This window comes from Parapedobacter sp. 2B3 (genome assembly GCF_041925275.1).
GTDB lineage: Bacteria > Bacteroidota > Bacteroidia > Sphingobacteriales > Sphingobacteriaceae > Parapedobacter > Parapedobacter pyrenivorans_A.
Genome location: NZ_JBHEUZ010000001.1, coordinates 293,125 through 311,398, shown reverse-complemented (window position 1 = coordinate 311,398; position 18,274 = coordinate 293,125). Strand labels below are relative to the sequence as shown.

Here is an 18,274-nt window from a genome sequence, read left to right as displayed (position 1 = left end):
AAGCCAAAGAACAAGGCCAAGTCGCGGCCAGCGACAACTGGCACTACAATCCTTATTTTTTGCGATCAAATAAAAATAAGCTCCTCTTATCTTTTACTGCAGCATCAACCGCAAATTGAATCCAAAGTTAGCGTACGAAGTCGCAAATGTTTGCGACGTGTATGGCCGCACCGAGTTGCTATCGAAGAAGAGCCGGATGTTGAACCGTTGGTTGATGACATAATCTACGGATGGCCGATAGGAGATGCTTTTGTTTCCCGCCGATACTTCCGATTCGTTGATGTCCGATCGGTACACGAGCGTTTTCAGGTCGTTGAGCGATATATCCAACCGGAAATTGAGGTCGTTGTTCATCCGGAAGCCGCTGAACCATCCGAACGGCATTTGGAACCCCGTCGCCCGGTAGCCCGCACCGATTACCAGCGATTGATCGCTAAGCATGGCTAACTGGCTGTTTTGCAAGCTGAGGTTCAATGTCCGCGCCCGGCGGTATTCGGCGTTTGCGGTGAGGTTATTCTTAAACCGGGCATCAAAACCAATCAACGGCGTGAATTGCTCAAAAATAGACACCTGTTGGAATTGGAATTCCGGCAGGAAATTCTGGTTAACGTCCCGCTCGGAAGGGAAGCCACCGACTTCGTTATATCGGATCAATGAATTGTACCCGTTGATTGAGTAGCGGGAGTTGTAGCCATGCCGAAGCGTAAGTGACGTGAGAAACTCGCTAAACAGGGGGATATTGTTCAACCCGTTGTAGGTGATGTTCCAGTTGGGTATAGGGATAGCGGGGAAGCCACCAAGCTTGACGCGCTCGGCATCCTTGCCGCGGTAGGCTGCCAAAAAGGAGTTGACCACCACATCTTGGGCGGTACGGTCGTAGCCATCCGCATAGCCACCCGATTGTCCAAGAGAGTTCGGATTGCGTTGACCAAGCCGACTGGAAATGGTCTGTCGGTTGCGCTCAAATTCACGGAACAATGCTTCGTGATCCTTAAACGCCGTCCCGAGCGTTAAGTATGAGATACTGTAGTTTCCAGTGGTCACCGGAGTTAAGCTCCGGAAGTCATTGGCCGCTGCCGAATACTGGAAAGACGTAGTGTAATTCTGGTTGTCCAGTTTCACTGCTGTCAGTTCAATGTTCAGGTCACGAATCGGCTCCACGATCGCACGTATTGACAGGTCTTCCGTGAGCGACGTCATATATAGCTGGGTCTGCAAGGTATCGGTGGTGATCCACCCATTCTCTGCGGCCCGTTGGCGGATGTCGCGTTGGCTACCGAAGAGGAAGCCCCAACCGGGTGCGTTAAGGTCAAAATCGTATCCCAACAGATTGGTTTGTGGGGTGTACCCCGGAAGGAAGGTGTTCTGCACGCGTGTATAGGCGGCATTGACATTTTTGATGCTCGTCAGCAGACCGGTAAAAAAGGCGGCCGGACCACGGGCATCGAGTCCGGTATGGTTGCGGATAAATCCAAATTTGTTATACAGACCGGCCATATTGAATGTGGGGTTCACTTGGACGGTACGCGAGTTCTGGATACTGTTGCCCATGTTGATGTCTTGGCTGAGGATAGATAACAGGGGCTCGGTTTGCCAGTTGAATTGCGTACCATAGCGCGCATCTACATTTATCCAATCCAACCCCGGTAACTTGTGGACGGGCAGCGTATAGGTAATGTTCATCATGTGGTTGTAATCGGTGGTACGCCCCAGGCGCCAGAAATTTTCCCACAAGGTATCGCGCTGAAGTCCATTCAATCGGCCGTCCGGCTCATCCACAATGGCGTAGTTGGTGGCATTGAAATCGAGTTTCAGCGATTTGGATAGGTTCCAGCTGATGCCATAGATACGGTTCATCGTGAAATTCTTGTTGTACAGCGTACCCATCGCGGGCAAGAAATTGTCGGCCGAGTTATTAATACGTAGCGTATTTTCATTGTACACGCGGTTCACATCGATACGGAAGTTGAGCAGCGATGGCATCAGATTGAAGTTGAAGTCGCTTAGGATGCCCAAGTGCTTGTTTTTAATCCACTTTTTGAACGGCTCGAATGTCAGGTCGTCGTTGCTGGTGAAGGTGTAGTCCAGTGCGGCCCGGTAATTTTTCTGCAAAGCAACTTCGGTCAGGTAATCGCGGTGGTAGTGCTGCGAATAAGCGTATGTGGCACTGAAGTTCTCAATATCCCAAGGCCGCACCGGTTTTTCGATATTGGTCCGGATCTTCCGCACATTGGTAAGGTTGAAACTCCTGCGCGTGGTAAAGTCTTGGGTTGCGCGCAGGAGCGAGTCGCGCCGATTACGCGAAAGATTGGCCAAGGCGCTGTTGAGCTCAATGTCGGGCATCAGCGGGTTGTATTCGGGGGTGCCCACCTGGCGGGTATAGCTAAAGAAAAGGGGTATCCGCAGCCCGAAATCGGCCGGGAAAAATTTGCCCAGCTCGGCATTGGTCACCAGGTCAAAGTACAAATCATCGCTACGGCTCCGCTCGCCGATGCGCTGTTCGATCGAACCGAAGCCGACCGTGCTTTTGCTTCCCGATACGGTGATGTTGGCAAAGTCAGCCAGCTGGGCGTTCATCCGCGCGGTAACCGCCCATCCACCTTTGTCGTCGAAATCGGTGAGCCGCAGTTCATTGAACCAAAAGAGTCCCGATTTATCCAGCCCATCGTCGGCAGGCGTGCTCACGTCGCTGCCGCGCAACGGATTCATCACACCCAGCATGTAAAAGCGTACTTTGCTGATGTCGGGCTGTCCCAAGATGGTTACGCGGTTTTCACCATCGAAGAAGGTAAATGGCAGGTTGTAAGGCCATGGCTGCCCATTGAGCATCGCCTTGTTGCGCGCCTCTTTGGCTTCCTGGAAAATGGCTATCCGTATGTTCATGCGATTTTCCTGCGGCCATATCAGTTCCGCATCGCGCGTACCCGGTTGGGTTATTTTCAAGGGCATGTCATACTGGTAGTAGTTGTACTGGTCGTCCGTGCCTACCCGTACAAATGCCCGGAAGTCACCGTCCTGCAGGTACTGTCCTTCCGCGTGTATGAACATTTCAAGGCGGCCATACGCCCGGAAATCATTGGTGGCAGTACGGTAGGCTGCACGCCCATAGCCGTCGCGGAGATTCTTCACATCGAGCGAGAGTGATTGCTCGTTGAGCTGTACGTTGTTGTTGAGATTGCCCCAGTCGAGTTGGCGCTCAATGCCCGGCGGCACTACGTAAGGAATGGGTTGCCGGTTGCCATTCTGCTCGATGTTTACGGCAGCTACCTCGACGGTTGAATTATCGAGCGGCACCGCACCCATACTCGGTTCGGCAATGACTTTTGCATGGTTGTTTTCTGCATTGTATCGGCGCCACTCACCCCGCACGAGCTGTAATTGAGCAAGGCGAACTACGGCGGTGTCGGCAAAGTCTGTCATGAACATGCGGACGAACCGGATGGATTTGAAGTCGCGGATATCACCCACACGGTCTTCAAACTCCGTGAGGGGGATGCGGAATTGGTACCACTTTACCTGCTCCTTGCGGCCGTTGCGGAGCTCCACCTCGGCCGTGTGCATGTCTGAAATAAAATTGTCCCCCACCTGCATATCCTGTGGGCGGAGCGATATGCGGTACTGGTAGTACTCTTCCGCCTCATTCATGTTGTTGTCGCGGTTGATGTCCTCACCATCGGGGAGGAGGGTAGAAGCCGAGGTTTCCACGCCTACCGACTGTTCGGGAGTTTTGGAGTTGCCCTCGGGTCCGTTAAACCGTTCATATCGTTTAAGGATACCTGCGTTCTGGTTGTCGAGTTCCGGTCCGCGGAAGTACTGGAAATTATCGCCCGACGGGTCGTTTGCCAATTCCTGTGCTGCGGCCGACGTCAGCAAGCCCTGCATTTGGCTCAGGAAATCACCGTGGAATCCGCGCTCGTCGGTATCGCTTAAGCCGTCCAGACCGATATCTTGGCGTGCCCGCGCTGCCGGGTCGTTATCAAATGCTTGTATAACGGGTTGGTTGCGGGGGACACGCCCCCAGTTGGTCTCATCGATCTGCGAGAGGTCGCCCGATGGTGACATGCCATTTTCCATCGCTTTCCGGCCGTCTTTCAGGATATCTTCCGAGATGTTCCCAAGGTTTACATACAGATCGCCGCCCTGTGAGCTGGGATTGGTCAGGAATGGATCCATCATCCATATTTCGACAAACTCGATATTCTGTGCCTCGAAATCGGGCGCATCGATTTTGCGGAACATGCCACCCCAGCGGCTGCGCGGATTGGCCAGCGTACCGTCGGGATTCACCCCCGTCCTCGTGAAATTGTAAGGCCCCCGGAGGGTGGGGTAGAATGCCAGGTCGAGCGTCGACAGAAAAATCGGAAGTCCCGTTGTCGATTCACGGAAGGGGAATACTTCCTGTTCCAGCACTTCGCGTACCCGGTGGTTGGACAGTTCCGTGCTGCCGATGTTTTTGGGTGTGAGGTTGATATCACGGTAGAATATAGGGTCTATGTTGTAAAAGGCGAAGCGTGCCCGGTTGAATCCATACTGGAGGTCATCCATCAGCTGTGCTTCGGGAAAGAGTTGCGGGGTGCCCGATAGCTGCCAGGTGAAGGCCCCTTTGATATCGATAAAAGAACGACTGTTTTCAAAGTCGTCGATGTAGGTGATGCCGCTGCGCGTACCCGCGAAATTCAACGCCCGGGGATGCCCCGGAAGCAATTGCGCAAATTCGCCGTAGAAAGAGATCGATGACGGTTCTTTGGTGTCAAGGAATGGGATTTTATCCACCATCCGCGTGAGCCACCTCGATGGCGAGTTATAAGACATATCCAATCCCCACATGGTATTGGAGATGGGCTCTTCCCCGATGTTCACCTTTTGTGTGAGGGGGCGTTCGGTGAGGCTCATGATCGTGCCGCCCAACTGCAATTTGTCGTTAACTGCGTAGTCGAGCCGGCCACCGAGCATGGTGCGCTGTTGCAGGCCGAAAAGTTGGTTGTTTTCCATCTTGATACGGATGGGTTGTCCCGATTGCAGCAGCGCTTGGTTGAGTATCCGCACACGCCCGATATCATAATCGACCATGAAGTCTACACCTTCCTGTAAAGGTGCGGGGCCGGCAAAGACCTGCACCGAACCACGGGGTACATTGATGGCACCCAGCTGAAATTCGGTGCCCACCTCCGATTCGTACGATCCTTTGATGAGGTACCTGTTTTGGTTGGGGAAATACTGCTGTGCAATCACTTTGGTAGAGTCGTACAGCGCTTGGTACGTATACTTATCTATGAGCGCCTGCTCAGCACCGGGCATGAATTGGCGGGCGAGGTCATTGCCAAAGGGCTCCACCAAAGGGAACATGATACGGCCACGTTCCGCATCAATGGTGATGCCGGGGAGAAAGTCGAAGAAGCCATCGGGCTGCTGGGCATTCTGTGGGTTTAGCCTGTCGAGCCCCGTAAGTTGTATCCACAATTTGTTTTGCGTGTTTTGCCCTTCGTACATCGCCGGTCGCTCCACGCCGCTTTCGTCTTCGATACGGAAAATATTGAACCTGAAATTGTTTTGACCCACCCCATAAGCACCGATAGAGTAGATGTTTTTCATCATCAGGTCCCATATCGGTAGGTTGGTCTTGAGTATTTCGTTTTTCAGCAACTTGGCTACCAGCATTTGGGGTTGCGAAGGTGTTACAGGCACATCCGTAGAGAACTCTCCCACCTGGTATTCACGTCCACCCGCCGTATAGCGATAGGCAACGGCCAAGACTTGGTCGTTATTGAGCGGCATATTGAGCGAGATGAAGCCCAGCCGTCTGTCTACGGTATATTCGGTGCCTTCGCGGAGTTTCCGGGCGTAGGTGAGTTTGGCGTAGTTGTCGTTGGCACCGTTGCCTTGGAAAAACTGCTGCGCCCCATTGGATTGGGTAAGCCGTGCATCGCTTGGCAGCACTTGGAGAAGGGTATTGGAATACAGCTGTACAGGCTCACCGGGTATCCCCGTTGAGGGGTAGCGCGTATTCCCCGGGCCGATAAGTGCGGTGTTGTAAGGCTGGTACTCGCCAAGGTCCATCAGGGCCAACACATCCCTGGAGTCGTCTACAGCGTTGCTTCGGTTGCTTATCCATACCTCAATCTGGGTAATGTTGACATCGGTGGTTAAAATGGGGGCCAGGGCCATCGCCCTGTTGAAGTTGTCTCTGAAGTATTGGGCCAGAAAATAGTGCTGGTTATCTTCGTATTCATCAGCCTTCAGCGCGAACTCGCTTTCCTGAGCACCGTTCTTGATGGTAATCTCCCGTTGTTGCGACCGTTGTTGGGAAAAAATGCCCGTTACATTCAGTCGGCCGAACTGCAATTGTGTCTTGAGGCCGAAGAGTGCCTGCGTGCCGTTGATGAGCGTGGTGTTGAGGGGCATGCTCACATTGCCCAGCTCGATCCGTTTGATAATGTCGTCGTCCTTGCCGGTATAATCCAGGCGGATTTGGTTTTCAAAGTCAAACTGCGCTTCGGTATTGTAATTGGTGGTTAGCTTCAACCGGTCCCCGATTTGCCCCGTCAGGTTCATCTGGATGCGCTGGTCGAAATCAAACCCCCACTGCCGGCGCTGCCGCTCGTTGAACATCGGGTTGGCATTCTTGTTGCGCTGGGCCATGATGCTGATATCGGCGCTTCCCCGTGGGATGATATCGATGGTATTGCCGCCGAAAATCTTTTCGAAAGCCTCGCTTTGCACATAAATGGTCGGAATTAGCCGATCCTGCCGGTAATCGGTCAGTTGCTGGTCCGAAAGCTTGCGCCAATAGTTCCGTTTCAGCAGATTTCCTTCGTATTCCCGGTATTCGTCGATGGTGAGGTATTGCGGGGGGCGGTACAGCCGGTTCCCCAGTTTCTCGCGGATGATATACTGGCGCGTTACGGGGTCAAACACGACCTCACGCTCGATGTTTGACGGAACCCCGAGGTCAAATGCTTGTTTTTTCTGGTATAGGTTGAGGAAAGGCAGATCGGTTAACGGGTACCTCAGTTTTACGCTATCCCGGCGGAGCGAATCGGGTGTTTGCCCCATTGCGAGGTCACCTATGGCGACCATCAAAGGCAAAAGCAACAACAAAACGCGAAATCGTACGGCTCGTTCCAAGTAGATGTTCTTTTAATACCCGAGATAGAATTTTTTACGCGGCCAATTTATGTAAAAAACCTCAAAGTTTTTTCAAGGCTTCCTTAATCAGGGCCTCCACGGTCAACCCCGGATTGCCCTGCGATATGCTTGCCAATACCTTTTCTGCCTGCGTACGTACAAACCCCAGCATAATCAGGGCACTGAGGGCCTCCTCGGGCACACTTTGCTGGTGGCGTACCACGGTCAATGCATCCGGCCCCTGTTTCTTGAGCTTATCTTGCAATTCGAGTACCATCCGTTGGGCCGTTTTTGGCCCAATGCCCTTGATGCGTTGGATAAGCGGCACATTGCCCTGGATGATGGCTGATTGTATTTCATCGGGCGTGATCGACGAGAGGATCATCCGGCCCGTATTGGGGCCGATGCCCGACACCGATATCAGGTGATCGAATAACCGGCGCTCGCCTTCTTCCGCAAACCCGAAAAGGGTATGCGCGTCTTCCCGCACCTGGAAGCTGATGAATAATTTGCACTGCTCACTATCCTTTATCTGCGAATAGGTATGGAGCGAAATGTGGATATGGTAGCCTACTCCGCCAACATCGAGCACCACGTGTGTCGGCGCCTTGTACGCCAGTTTACCATTCAGGTATTCATACATATCGCCTTATCTTTTTTTCTGTTTACTCACTTGCGGTTCCCTCGATTGTACATCGACCACGGCGATGGTAACCATATTGACGATCTCGCGTACCGAGCTGTCTAGTTGCAGAATGTGCATCGGTTTGTTCATGCCGAGTAGAATAGGACCCACTGCTTCCGCGCCACCGATTTCCTGCAGCAATTTATAGGCAATATTGCCCGATTCGAGGTTCGGGAATACCAACGTGTTGGCGGGGGTTCCATTCAGTGTGCTGAACGGGAAGTTGGACGCCAGCAATTCGCTGTTCATCGCGAAATTAGCTTGCATCTCGCCATCCACATGTATTTCCGGGTGTAATTCGTGGAGTATCTGGGCCGCTTTGCGCACCTTATCGGGCACGTCGCCGCTGTTTGAACCGAAGTTGGAATAAGAAAGCAGCGCGATGCGCGGGGTGATGTTCATTTTCTTCACCGCATGGTGCAGCAGCACGGTAATATCAACCAACTCTTCGGCCGTAGGGTTGGCATTCACGGTCGTATCGCCAAAAAACACCGGTCCTTTGGGTGTTAGCATCATGTACATCCCGGCCAGTTTGCTTCCCGGCTGGGTGCCGATTACGTGCAGTGCCGGGCGGATGGCCGTTGCGTAGTTCTTGGTGAGGCCCGAAATGAGCGTGTCGGCTTCGCCGAACTGGACCATGCTCGAACCGAAGTAGTTCCGGTCGAGCATGAGTTTCTGGGCATCTAAGTAAGAAACGCCGCGACGTTGCCGTTTGGCATACAGGAAATCAACGTATTTCTGGAAACGCGCGCCCCCTTTCTCTTCCACTGGGTCGATAATCGGCACCCCGGCCAATTCCAACAGGTTGTCGTCGATGAGCTGTTGTATTTTCTTTTTGTTGCCCAAGAGTATGGGGATGGCCACGCCGTCTTCTTTCACGATTTGTGCCGCCCGGAGTGTCTTGTAGTTGTCTGCTTCCGTGAAGACAACACGTTTTGGGTTGAGCTTGGCGGCATCGCTCAGGTTGCGCATGATGCGGTCATCCTGTCCTAAGCGCTGCCGTAGTTCTTCGCGGTATTTGTCCCAATCGGCAATCGTTTTGCGGGCTACTCCCGAATCGATGGCTGCCTGTGCCACGGCCGGTGCTACCACCGTGATGAGCCGTGGATCGGTAGGTTTGGGGATAATATATTCGGGCCCGAATTTTAGATTCTGCGCATCATAAGCCTGGTTTACCGCTTCAGGCACCGGCTGCTTCGCCAGTTCGGCAATGGCCATCACCGCAGCGATTTTCATTTCCTCATTGATGGCTGTGGCGCGCACATCCAATGCGCCGCGGAAGATGTAGGGGAATCCCAGCACATTATTCACTTGGTTGGGGAAGTCGGACCGGCCGGTGGCCATGATCACGTCTTTACGTGTGTTTACAGCCAGTGGGTAGGCGATTTCCGGGTCGGGGTTGGCCATGGCGAATACGATCGGATTTTTTGCCATGGTCCTGAGCATTTCGGCGGTAACCACATCGCCTTTGGACAGGCCGATAAATACGTCGGCGCCCTGTAGTGCATCATCCAGCGATACTATTTTTTTATGGGTGGCAAACTCGGCCTTGGTTGCATCGAGGTCGGACCGATCGGCGCGGATACATCCTTTGCTGTCGAGCATGACGATGTTTTCCTTCCGGGCACCCAATGCCATGTACATCCGCGTGCAGGAGATGGCTGCCGCACCGGCGCCGTTTACGACAATCTTTACCTTGTCCAATTTCTTTTTCTGCAGTGCGCAGGCATTGATCAGTGCCGCCCCTGAGATGATGGCCGTACCATGCTGGTCGTCGTGCATCACGGGGATATTCAGCTCCTCCTTTAACCTGCGTTCAATCTCGAAACACTCAGGAGCCTTGATATCTTCTAGGTTGATACCGCCGAAGGTTGGCTCCAGGCACTTCACAATACGGACAAATTCGTCGACATCTTTCGTGTCCAGCTCGATGTCAAACACATCGATATCGGCAAAAATTTTAAAGAGCAGGCCTTTGCCTTCCATCACGGGCTTGCCCGCCTCCGGGCCGATGTCTCCCAGCCCGAGCACAGCGGTACCGTTGCTGACTACGGCCACCAGGTTGCCCTTGGCGGTGTATTTGTACGCATCTTCCTTGTTTTCGGCAATCCGGAGGCAAGGCTCGGCAACACCCGGCGAATAGGCCAATGAAAGGTCCCGCTGTGATTGCGTAGGTTTCGTTGGTACAACGGCTATTTTCCCGGGCCTCCCGTTGGCGTGGTAGTCCAGGGCATCCTGCTTCCGATTCGTTTTATTCATGCTTTATTGGTTTTTTGCTTACTTGGCTTCGCCGCGAGCAATCCGGCGCAAAGGTAATAGTTTATCTTTATCCCTGCTCACTTAAGCATGTCCAACAGTTGAAACATCCGCTTCCGCATCGGCGTGGCTGTTCCGTTGTAGTTGTTTACAAGCAGGGCAAACACCAGCGGCGTTCCGTCTTTGCTGGTTTGGTACCCTACATAACCCAGCACCCCGCCAATCGTTCCACTTTTCATCTTCATGCCGTTGTAGGTGGGCAGGCTTTCAAAAAAACTGGCAAACCAGGGTTCGCCTTTCACCGATGTTAAGACACGCGCAAGTGCATGAGTCGTGATCCGGTTTTCCGGCGAAAGACCGCTTCCATCCATGATTTTCAGTTCGCCCGATGGTAGTGCCAATTTTGTTGACCAATATTCCTGGAGCATCTCCGCGCCATCGCGCGTGTTTGTTTTTCCGGTTTGGTGCTGTGCCATGGCCAGTAAGAATGCTTCGCCATATAGGTTGATGCTTTTTTGGTTGAACCAGTAAATCAACTCACCGAGCGTTGGCGAACGGTAGGTATGGATTATACGGCCGCCGCTGGGTAAGCTACTTCCAGCCAACAACAGCAGGTGGGTGGTGGTCGGCGTGCCGATTACATCTACGCCGTGCCGTTGCAGCGCTCTTTGCAGTTGGTAGGCGGCATCGTACGCGCCATCGGGGAGCGAGAGGTAAATCGTCTTTTTTAGGTCGATGCCGTAGGTGCCCCTCAGGTATATGCGGCTGGAATAAGGGGCAGAAAAGGCATACACGCGATCGCCCGTACCGCGGTTACCGGTTGTTGTTTCGTTTATCAACTGTAGATAGCCCACGTCGGCGGTGGTGTTGGCTATGCGCGTAGCAGTTTCTGGCGATGCGCCCGCTATGAAATTGACGCCCACTGCGTTTTCGCGCCAGTTCAATGCCGATACGCCGGCACCATAATAGTTGCCCATATCTTGCCATGTCCACCCCCGGGGTGCCGTTTGCCCGTTGTATAGCCGGTCGTCAGCGACGATACGCCCTTCGATTTTACGGATACCCGCGGTCCTTACGGCCTGCAGCCAGGCAGTCAACAATACGGTGTCGGCCGTTTGCGGAAAACGGTCGCTGCCGAGGGACGGGTCGCCCGACCCTTGGATCACGAGGTCGCCTTTTAACGTACCCGCGGCGTCTATCTGGCCGGTGTAGTAGAGCTTGGTCTCGAAGGTGTGGCCGGCGCCCAATAGATAATAAGCGGTCGCTGAGGTTACCGTTTTTAAGGTAGAAGCCGGCGCCATGCCCAACTTTTCGTTTTTGGCAAATAGTACCTCGCCGGTTGCCGCATTGACAACGGTGAGCGATGCCACGCCGTTGGCCAGGCTTTCATGGGTTTCGAATGCCCGGAAGGCCGTGGCTATTCGTTGCGCCAATGATTGGGCGCTTACCGGGAGCACGAACCATAAAAACAATACCGTAAATGATAATCGTTGCATGCGTAACTGTTTGTATGGGGGCTAAGTTAGCTATTACCCGGTACACTTTCCCCATGTGATTCAACCTCGCCCTCGCTGACAGCTTTTTCATCATCGAGCCGTAATTCCTCGTACTCCGGGTTATCATCTGATTCTAAATCCGCTACCAATTTACCGATGTCTTCGGGCGAGAGGTAAAGCGCTTCGATTTTATTACGGTACGCCTCAGGCAATTCGGTATGGAGCAGGATAAACCATTTCTTTGCCACTAGATAGGCGCCCATCTCGCGGTTTACAGCATACGCATCCGCAATGCGTTCGGCTTTGCGGACATAATTCCGGGATAGCGAATAGGCAATGCCCATGCCCATCATTCCCCATGCGCTTTTGTGTTCATAATCCATTATATGGCCCAGCTCGTGCCCCAACCAGCCCACCATCACACTGTCCGGGATCCGGTTAATCGATTCGATGCCATAACCCAATTTGAAGGCAGGGTTGATCAGCACCTTATAAGTCCGATTCTGTTTCTTTTTAAACAACGACCAAAAGGTGGGCCTCGCAGCCATGATGGACTTTTCCAGTTTGTCCGTAAAAACGAAGTGGATAGTCGTTTCTTCCAACTCGGGATAATGGGATAATGCTTGGCGTATGGATTCCTCAATGGCAGCAGGAATCACCTTGTTTTGTTTATACTGGAGTAATTCCTGGGCTGCCAAATGCTTGCTCAGCAAAAGCAGCCATCCAATAAATGCAAATCGAAGCATGGCGGAGCTATTGGTGACAGGCCAAGATAACCAAAAAATGGCGGAAATGCAAGGTGTTTGCCAATCAACACCGTCATTCATCGGTTTGCATTTCACTTTTTATCGCTAAATTCGTATCATTGTCCGGTAATACCGGTGTGGAATACACCGCTACAGCTAACCAGGCTTTTCTAAAGAAATGATGAAAAAGCACCTCCCGGAACCTGCGCTTTGCCGCCGTTTAATAGACGGTGATGAGCGTGCTTTCCGTGAGGTATTCGATCGATTTCACCGTAAGATTTTTCAATTCGCTTTCAACTTTATTAAAGACAAAGCGCAGGCTGAGGAAATCGTTCAGCATACTTTTCTCAATTTTTGGCTTCACCGGGACCGCCTTGACCCGACAAAGCCGATAGCTCCGCTGCTGTTTACGATTGCTAGACGAACGTTAGTCGATGCGTGGCGAAAGGCAGCATCTTCAAAGGAATACCGGGAATACGCCCTCAAGGCCATGGAGCCAATCAGCAATGAAACGGAAGAAAAGGTGTTATTAGGCGATTTGGAGCGGATAACGCAAGAAGCACTCGATTTACTCAATGAGCAGCAGCGGCAGGTATTCCGACTTAGTCGAAACGAAGAACTTTCATACGAGGAAATTGCAGAACGGTTGGGGCTTTCCAAACATACCGTGAAATACCATCTGGTCAATGCATTGAAAATTTTGAAAGCCCATTTAAGAAAGCACGATATCCATTATTTATTCGTTGTTTATTCGTTGTTTAATCAGCTGCCATAAGCATTTGATTTTTTTTCTTTCCAAATCCTACCCGCTTACCGACGTTATCCGTACTACTATTTGGAATGGCGGAATAAAGGTCTATCCGTACCAAGGTAGTCTTGAATAACGCGTGTTTGTCTATAGAATAAAGAAAGATGGTAAATCGCATCGAAAAATATTCATAAAATGGAAAAAGATAGGCTGCGAGCACTCCTGACCAAGTATGTGGCGAATGCAACGAGTGCGGACGAATTAGATGAGCTGCTGGACCAGATAGTCTCCGACCGGATACACCCCGAATTGGAAAAGCTGATGATACAAATGCTCGAAGAAACGGAAGCCAATAACGATGCCGACGTGGACGGGGATGCATTGTATCAGCGGATTGTAAGCCATCGAAGTTTTACAAACCGAAAGAAAGTACGCACTATGAGGAATTGGTGGTGGTATGGATCGGCCGCCGTTTTGTTGCTCGCGTTCAGTGTTTGGATGGCGGGATGGCGTGTTTTCCAAAATGACCCTGTGCAACACGATGGCGAATTGATGCGTACCGTTACGACGTCTCCTTCAGAACGGCCGTTGCTCCGCTTGGCAGATGGCCGGACCGTTGAACTGGATAGTGTGGTGGACGGGTTGCTCGCCATAGAAAGCGGTATTCATATTACCTTGCAGGGCAACTCCCTGCATTATCGAGGTGAGTTTGCGGATGGCGAAGAGGGGGTACCCACGAATACGATTGTCATTCCGAAAGGCCGACAATATCAGATAGAACTTCCGGACGGCAGCAAATTATGGCTCAATGCTGCCTCATCACTGACCTATCCGATTCGATTTGGAAAGGATCGGAGGGAGGTGGAGCTTTTAGGCGAAGCGTATTTTGAAGTCAAGCACGCTGCCGACTGGCCATTCGCCGTCACCACGCCAATGCATCACGTGGAGGTGTTGGGGACGCATTTCAATGTATCCGCTTATCAGGACGACAACTATACCAAAACGACATTGGTTGAAGGGCGGGTGAAAGTGACGCCCGTAGCCGATCCACTGAATGACCTAGCCCCCCAAAGCGTAGTCCTGACGCCGGGTCAGCAGGTTAGTTCGCGAAGTGGCCAATCCCGCTTTACGGTAAATTCAGTTGATCCGGAAGAGATCATTTCCTGGAAAGATCATCTGTTTGTCTTTAGTAACGAAGAGATCAGCGAAGTGATGAAAAAGGTGAGTCGTTGGTACGATGTGGAAATCGAATACTTGGATGGAATGGCAGGTAAGCGAATCGGGGGGAGCATCCCGCGATTAACCAATGTGGAGGAATTAATGGAAGCACTTAAAGATACAGGATTACTACACTATAAAATGGAAGGAGGTAGGATTGTAATCATGAAATAACCAAAATACGCCTAAATAATAAAAAAGGCGGTCAACGTTGCAGCGTTCACCACCTCTTCGTAACCGTTAAGAACGGTTACGGCAGTTCAATAAATATGAGTTACCACTATTATTAAACCTACTTGCAAATGTATAAAAAAATTACAGCATATCGGCGTAGTGTTGCGCCAACCAGTTTATGCAAACCTGTTCTCATGCGACTGTGCTCATCCCTGCTGATTATATGCATTCACGTTAGCGTATTTGCATTCGGCCAAAAAGTGACGATTAACCGGAGTAGCGTTCCGCTGACCACCGTTATCAAGGAAATCAAACGCCAAAGCGGTTATAATTTTCTATATGATGCCGGTGCACTCTTCAACACCCCGCCAATAACCGTCAAAGCCATCGATGCGGATTTGACCGAGGTACTTGAGCTTTGTTTGGACGGGCTATCATTGGATTATGTGATCCGGGATAACTACGTCATCATTTCTAAGCGGGTCCTGCCCGTTCCCGATGCCAAAGGCACACAACAACGCGAACTGTCAGGCCGGGTAACCAGCAGCGATGGCGAGCACTTGGAGGGGGTCACCGTACGCGTGCAAAATTCGACGATTGTTACGTCTACCGACGCCAGCGGGGCGTACCGGGTAGCTGCTCCATCCGAAAGCCTGACGTTAACGTTCTCGTTATTGGGATTTGAAAGTCAACAGGTAGTCGTCGGGCCAGCTCAAATGAGTGTCGATGTGGTCATGAGGCCCTCCATTAGTGATTTAGATGAAGTAGTCGTTGTCGGCTTCGGCGAGCGGCGGCGGGGAGACTTGACCGGGTCCATATCCACCGTAACTGCGGCCGATATCGGAAGGATACCGCAAGCATCCCCTCAGTTTGCGCTACAGGGACACACAACCGGCGTCCGGGTTGCCCCCGTAAGCGGAAACCCCAACGATGCCCCACAGATATTTATCCGGGGCGTGGGTACTTGGAATGGATCCTCACAGCCACTCTACGTGGTAGACGGCCAAATATTCGAACCACCCCGGGAAGGAAACGAAGACGTTATTGGTTCTAGCGCGCTTAGAACGCCACCAAACATCTTCAATCTAATCAACGCCAACGATATTGAGTCAATTTCGGTATTGAAAGATGCATCGGCGGCGGCCATTTATGGTAGCCGTGCGGCCAACGGGGTGGTGTTGATTACGACCAAACGCGGCAAGTCAGAGCGTCCGATCATTGAGCTCGATGTGAACATGGGCATTCAAAGTATGCCCACATTCTCGATGTTAAACACCGAACAGTATGTACAGTTCGTACAGGAGATGTATCAAAACAATCGCAATCCAGACGTTTCTATCGAACGGAATCTGTATGGGCGGGATGAACCCAACGATGCAGTGAGATTGACGAGTTTCAATCCGCAGTTTGATCCGCAAAGCCCTTACTATATCAGTGACCGAACCACGTACAAATGGCAAGATGAATTGGTCGAACAAAATGCCTTCAACCAAAACCATTCGCTGCGCGTTTCCGGTGCCACGGATCGTGTGGATTATTATGTTTCTGGTGGCTATTTTGACCAGGATGGTGCTATTAACGGGAATAATCTAAAGCGGCTAACAGGTGCAATCAATGTGAACGTCAAAGCGACAGACTGGGCGAAGATCGGTGTGAACTATAAGTACACCAACCAGCGCTCGGTTAATTTTGGTGGCGATTTGGAACAGTTGGCCGTCGCGCCGCCGTGGCAGCCGATATATGACCCGAACGATCCGACTGGTTTTGAACGGGTTATTGACCCGTTCCTCTTCGGCTCCCAATGGCAAGGGTTGAAAAAGTACGGACAAGGGTCGATACCAAACGTCAGGGCACAACGAGAGTATAATACGCTCCATTTCGACCTAGATCGTAATTTCGCGCAATTGTATCTCGAGTTGAAACCCTTAAAAGGATTGATGCTTCGGGGAAGTTTAAACTTCGACTATACCAAGCAGGACCGTTGGCAAGTTGACCAATATCCGATCGCCAATTATTTCTCGCCAGCGGGCCAGGATCCCCGGGAGGTTAATCCGAATGCACCCAACTCACAGGGGCGGTTGGGGCATCGTATTAATAATACCTTCAACTACCAGTCGGATTTCACAGCGACGTATGACCGCGTGTTTGCCAGTAAGCACAATTTGAATCTCGTGGTGGGCGTACAGGACCAACGCCACCGGCGTGAAATACTGGATATTACCGGCGGAAACCTCACAAACATACCTGATAATCCGCGTTATATTGGATTCGGTGGTGACCTAGCCAACAATAACGGTTTTTACGGCTGGAACCACCGTTTCTGGTTTGGTATGGTTGGACGGGCCAGCTACCATTACGACTCCCGCTACTACCTCGACCTGTCATTGCGCCGCGATGCGAGTAACGGTTTCGCAAAAGACTACCGCTGGGGAAAATTCTTTGCGGCCTCCGGTGCTTGGCGTGTCAGCAGCGAGCCTTTCTTTAACGTGGACTTCGTCGATGATTTAAAAATACACGGTGGCTGGGGCCAAGCCGGTAACGATGAAGCGGCAGTAGGCCGCTACGCATTCCTTTCGGGGGTCAATACCGGTTCGACAACGTACCGATGGGGATCTGGCAATGGCGATGCCATCGGCAACATGAACCTGGGCGCTGTTGTGAACGATTTCCCGAATCCTACACTCTCTTGGGAGGTAGCGTCTACCATAAACATTGGTTTTGACGCCTTGATGCTAAATAACCGCTTGAATGTGACGGCGGAATGGTACAAGCGACGCACCAACGGCATCCTCCAAACGGTAAGCCTTCCTTTTTCCGTCGGTACGAACAACCCCTTGTTCAACATCGGCGAGCTGGAAAACAAAGGGGTCGATCTTTCGGTAGGATACCGGGATAAGGCCGGTGATTTCAGTTATGGTATTTCCGGAAATATCAGCTTCCTTTCTAATGTGGTTACGAAGCTATACAACGACCAACCCTTGCTGATTTCGGGCCTCCACCGGCGCCATGGCGACAACGTGGTGCGCGTGGAAGAGGGGCGGTCTATCGGTGCGATATGGGGTTATAAGGTCGGCGGCATGTTCCAGACCCAGCAGGAAATCGACGAGCATTTCGCCAATACCCCCGATAACTCGGTGACCAACGTTAACCACGTGGCGCCAGGAGACCTGTATTTCCAGGACGTGCAGGGCAACCCAACGGATGAGGAGCCCTTCTATAGCACTACGCCCGATGGGCGGGTCAACGATTTCGACCGTACAGAAATTGGTAATGTATTACCCGGATACACCTATGGCCTTAACCTGAATTTTGGCTGGAAGGGACTGGACCTGATTATGAATTTTTATGGCGAAGGCGACGTAGACCGGGTTAATAGTTCGCGCAGGCGCCTTGAGAGTATGTCTGGTGTGCACAACCAGTTGGCTACCACACTGGATCGTTGGACGCCGACGAATACCAACACGACGGTCCCTAGGGTAAGCGGCAGTGATCCAGCGGGGAATAACCGTATTTCTGACCGTTGGGTTGAAGATGCGTCTTTCTTCCGTCTCAATACGTGGCAGCTCGGGTATTCGTTGCCTGCATCGGCTTTGAATGCGCTCCGCAATCGTATCAGTAGCTTACGTGTATTCGTGGGGGGGCACAACAATATCTACCTGCACCGCTGGAGCACGTTGGACCCGATTAACGATACCTACCCGTTACCGAGATCATTTACGTTCGGGTTAAACGCAAGGTTCTAGTCCATGCACGTTGGAAATATGATGTTGCACTTGTTTAAAAGAAAGAAAATGAAAAAATATATAAGGTTAGTTCTTTGTTCCTT

8 protein-coding genes are annotated in these 18,274 nt (G+C 51.8%); 3 read left to right on the top strand and 5 right to left on the bottom strand.

The window, feature by feature from the left end:
- Nucleotides 1-93: 93 nt before the first annotated feature.
- The 5 genes from sprA to ACEVG1_RS01115 form a co-directional block, all read right to left on the bottom strand.
- Nucleotides 94-7,077 (bottom strand): cell surface protein SprA, encoded by a 6,984-nt coding sequence (gene sprA / locus ACEVG1_RS01135; RefSeq protein ID WP_374741698.1) that lies wholly within the window; start codon nt 7,075-7,077, stop codon nt 94-96.
- A 109-nt stretch (nt 7,078-7,186) separates the two neighbouring features.
- On the bottom strand, nt 7,187-7,768 hold the full coding sequence (gene ruvA / locus ACEVG1_RS01130) for a Holliday junction branch migration protein RuvA (protein WP_374741697.1): 582 nt from the start codon (nt 7,766-7,768) through the stop codon (nt 7,187-7,189).
- Between the two features lie 6 nt (nt 7,769-7,774).
- A complete protein-coding gene (locus tag ACEVG1_RS01125; RefSeq protein ID WP_374741696.1) occupies nt 7,775-10,069 on the bottom strand; it encodes an NADP-dependent malic enzyme in 2,295 nt (764 codons plus the stop codon).
- 77 nt (nt 10,070-10,146) lie between these two features.
- On the bottom strand, nt 10,147-11,562 hold the full coding sequence (gene dacB, locus ACEVG1_RS01120) for a D-alanyl-D-alanine carboxypeptidase/D-alanyl-D-alanine-endopeptidase (protein WP_374741695.1): 1,416 nt from the start codon (nt 11,560-11,562) through the stop codon (nt 10,147-10,149).
- Nucleotides 11,563-11,588: 26 nt separating this feature from the next.
- Complete coding sequence (locus ACEVG1_RS01115) at nt 11,589-12,308, bottom strand: hypothetical protein (RefSeq protein ID WP_374741694.1); 720 nt, start codon at nt 12,306-12,308, stop codon at nt 11,589-11,591.
- Nucleotides 12,309-12,486: 178 nt separating this feature from the next.
- Between ACEVG1_RS01115 and ACEVG1_RS01110 the strand changes: the two genes are divergently transcribed.
- The 3 genes from ACEVG1_RS01110 (at nt 12,487) to ACEVG1_RS01100 (ending at nt 18,191) form a co-directional block, all read left to right on the top strand.
- Nucleotides 12,487-13,083, top strand: a complete 597-nt coding sequence (locus ACEVG1_RS01110; protein ID WP_374741693.1) for an RNA polymerase sigma factor — start codon at nt 12,487-12,489, stop codon at nt 13,081-13,083.
- Between the two features lie 168 nt (nt 13,084-13,251).
- A complete protein-coding gene (locus tag ACEVG1_RS01105; protein ID WP_374741692.1) occupies nt 13,252-14,448 on the top strand; it encodes a FecR family protein in 1,197 nt (398 codons plus the stop codon).
- 194 nt (nt 14,449-14,642) lie between these two features.
- Nucleotides 14,643-18,191: a TonB-dependent receptor gene (locus ACEVG1_RS01100; protein ID WP_374741691.1), complete on the top strand. Its 3,549-nt coding sequence runs from the start codon at nt 14,643-14,645 to the stop codon at nt 18,189-18,191.
- The last annotated feature ends 83 nt before the right edge of the window (nt 18,192-18,274 follow it).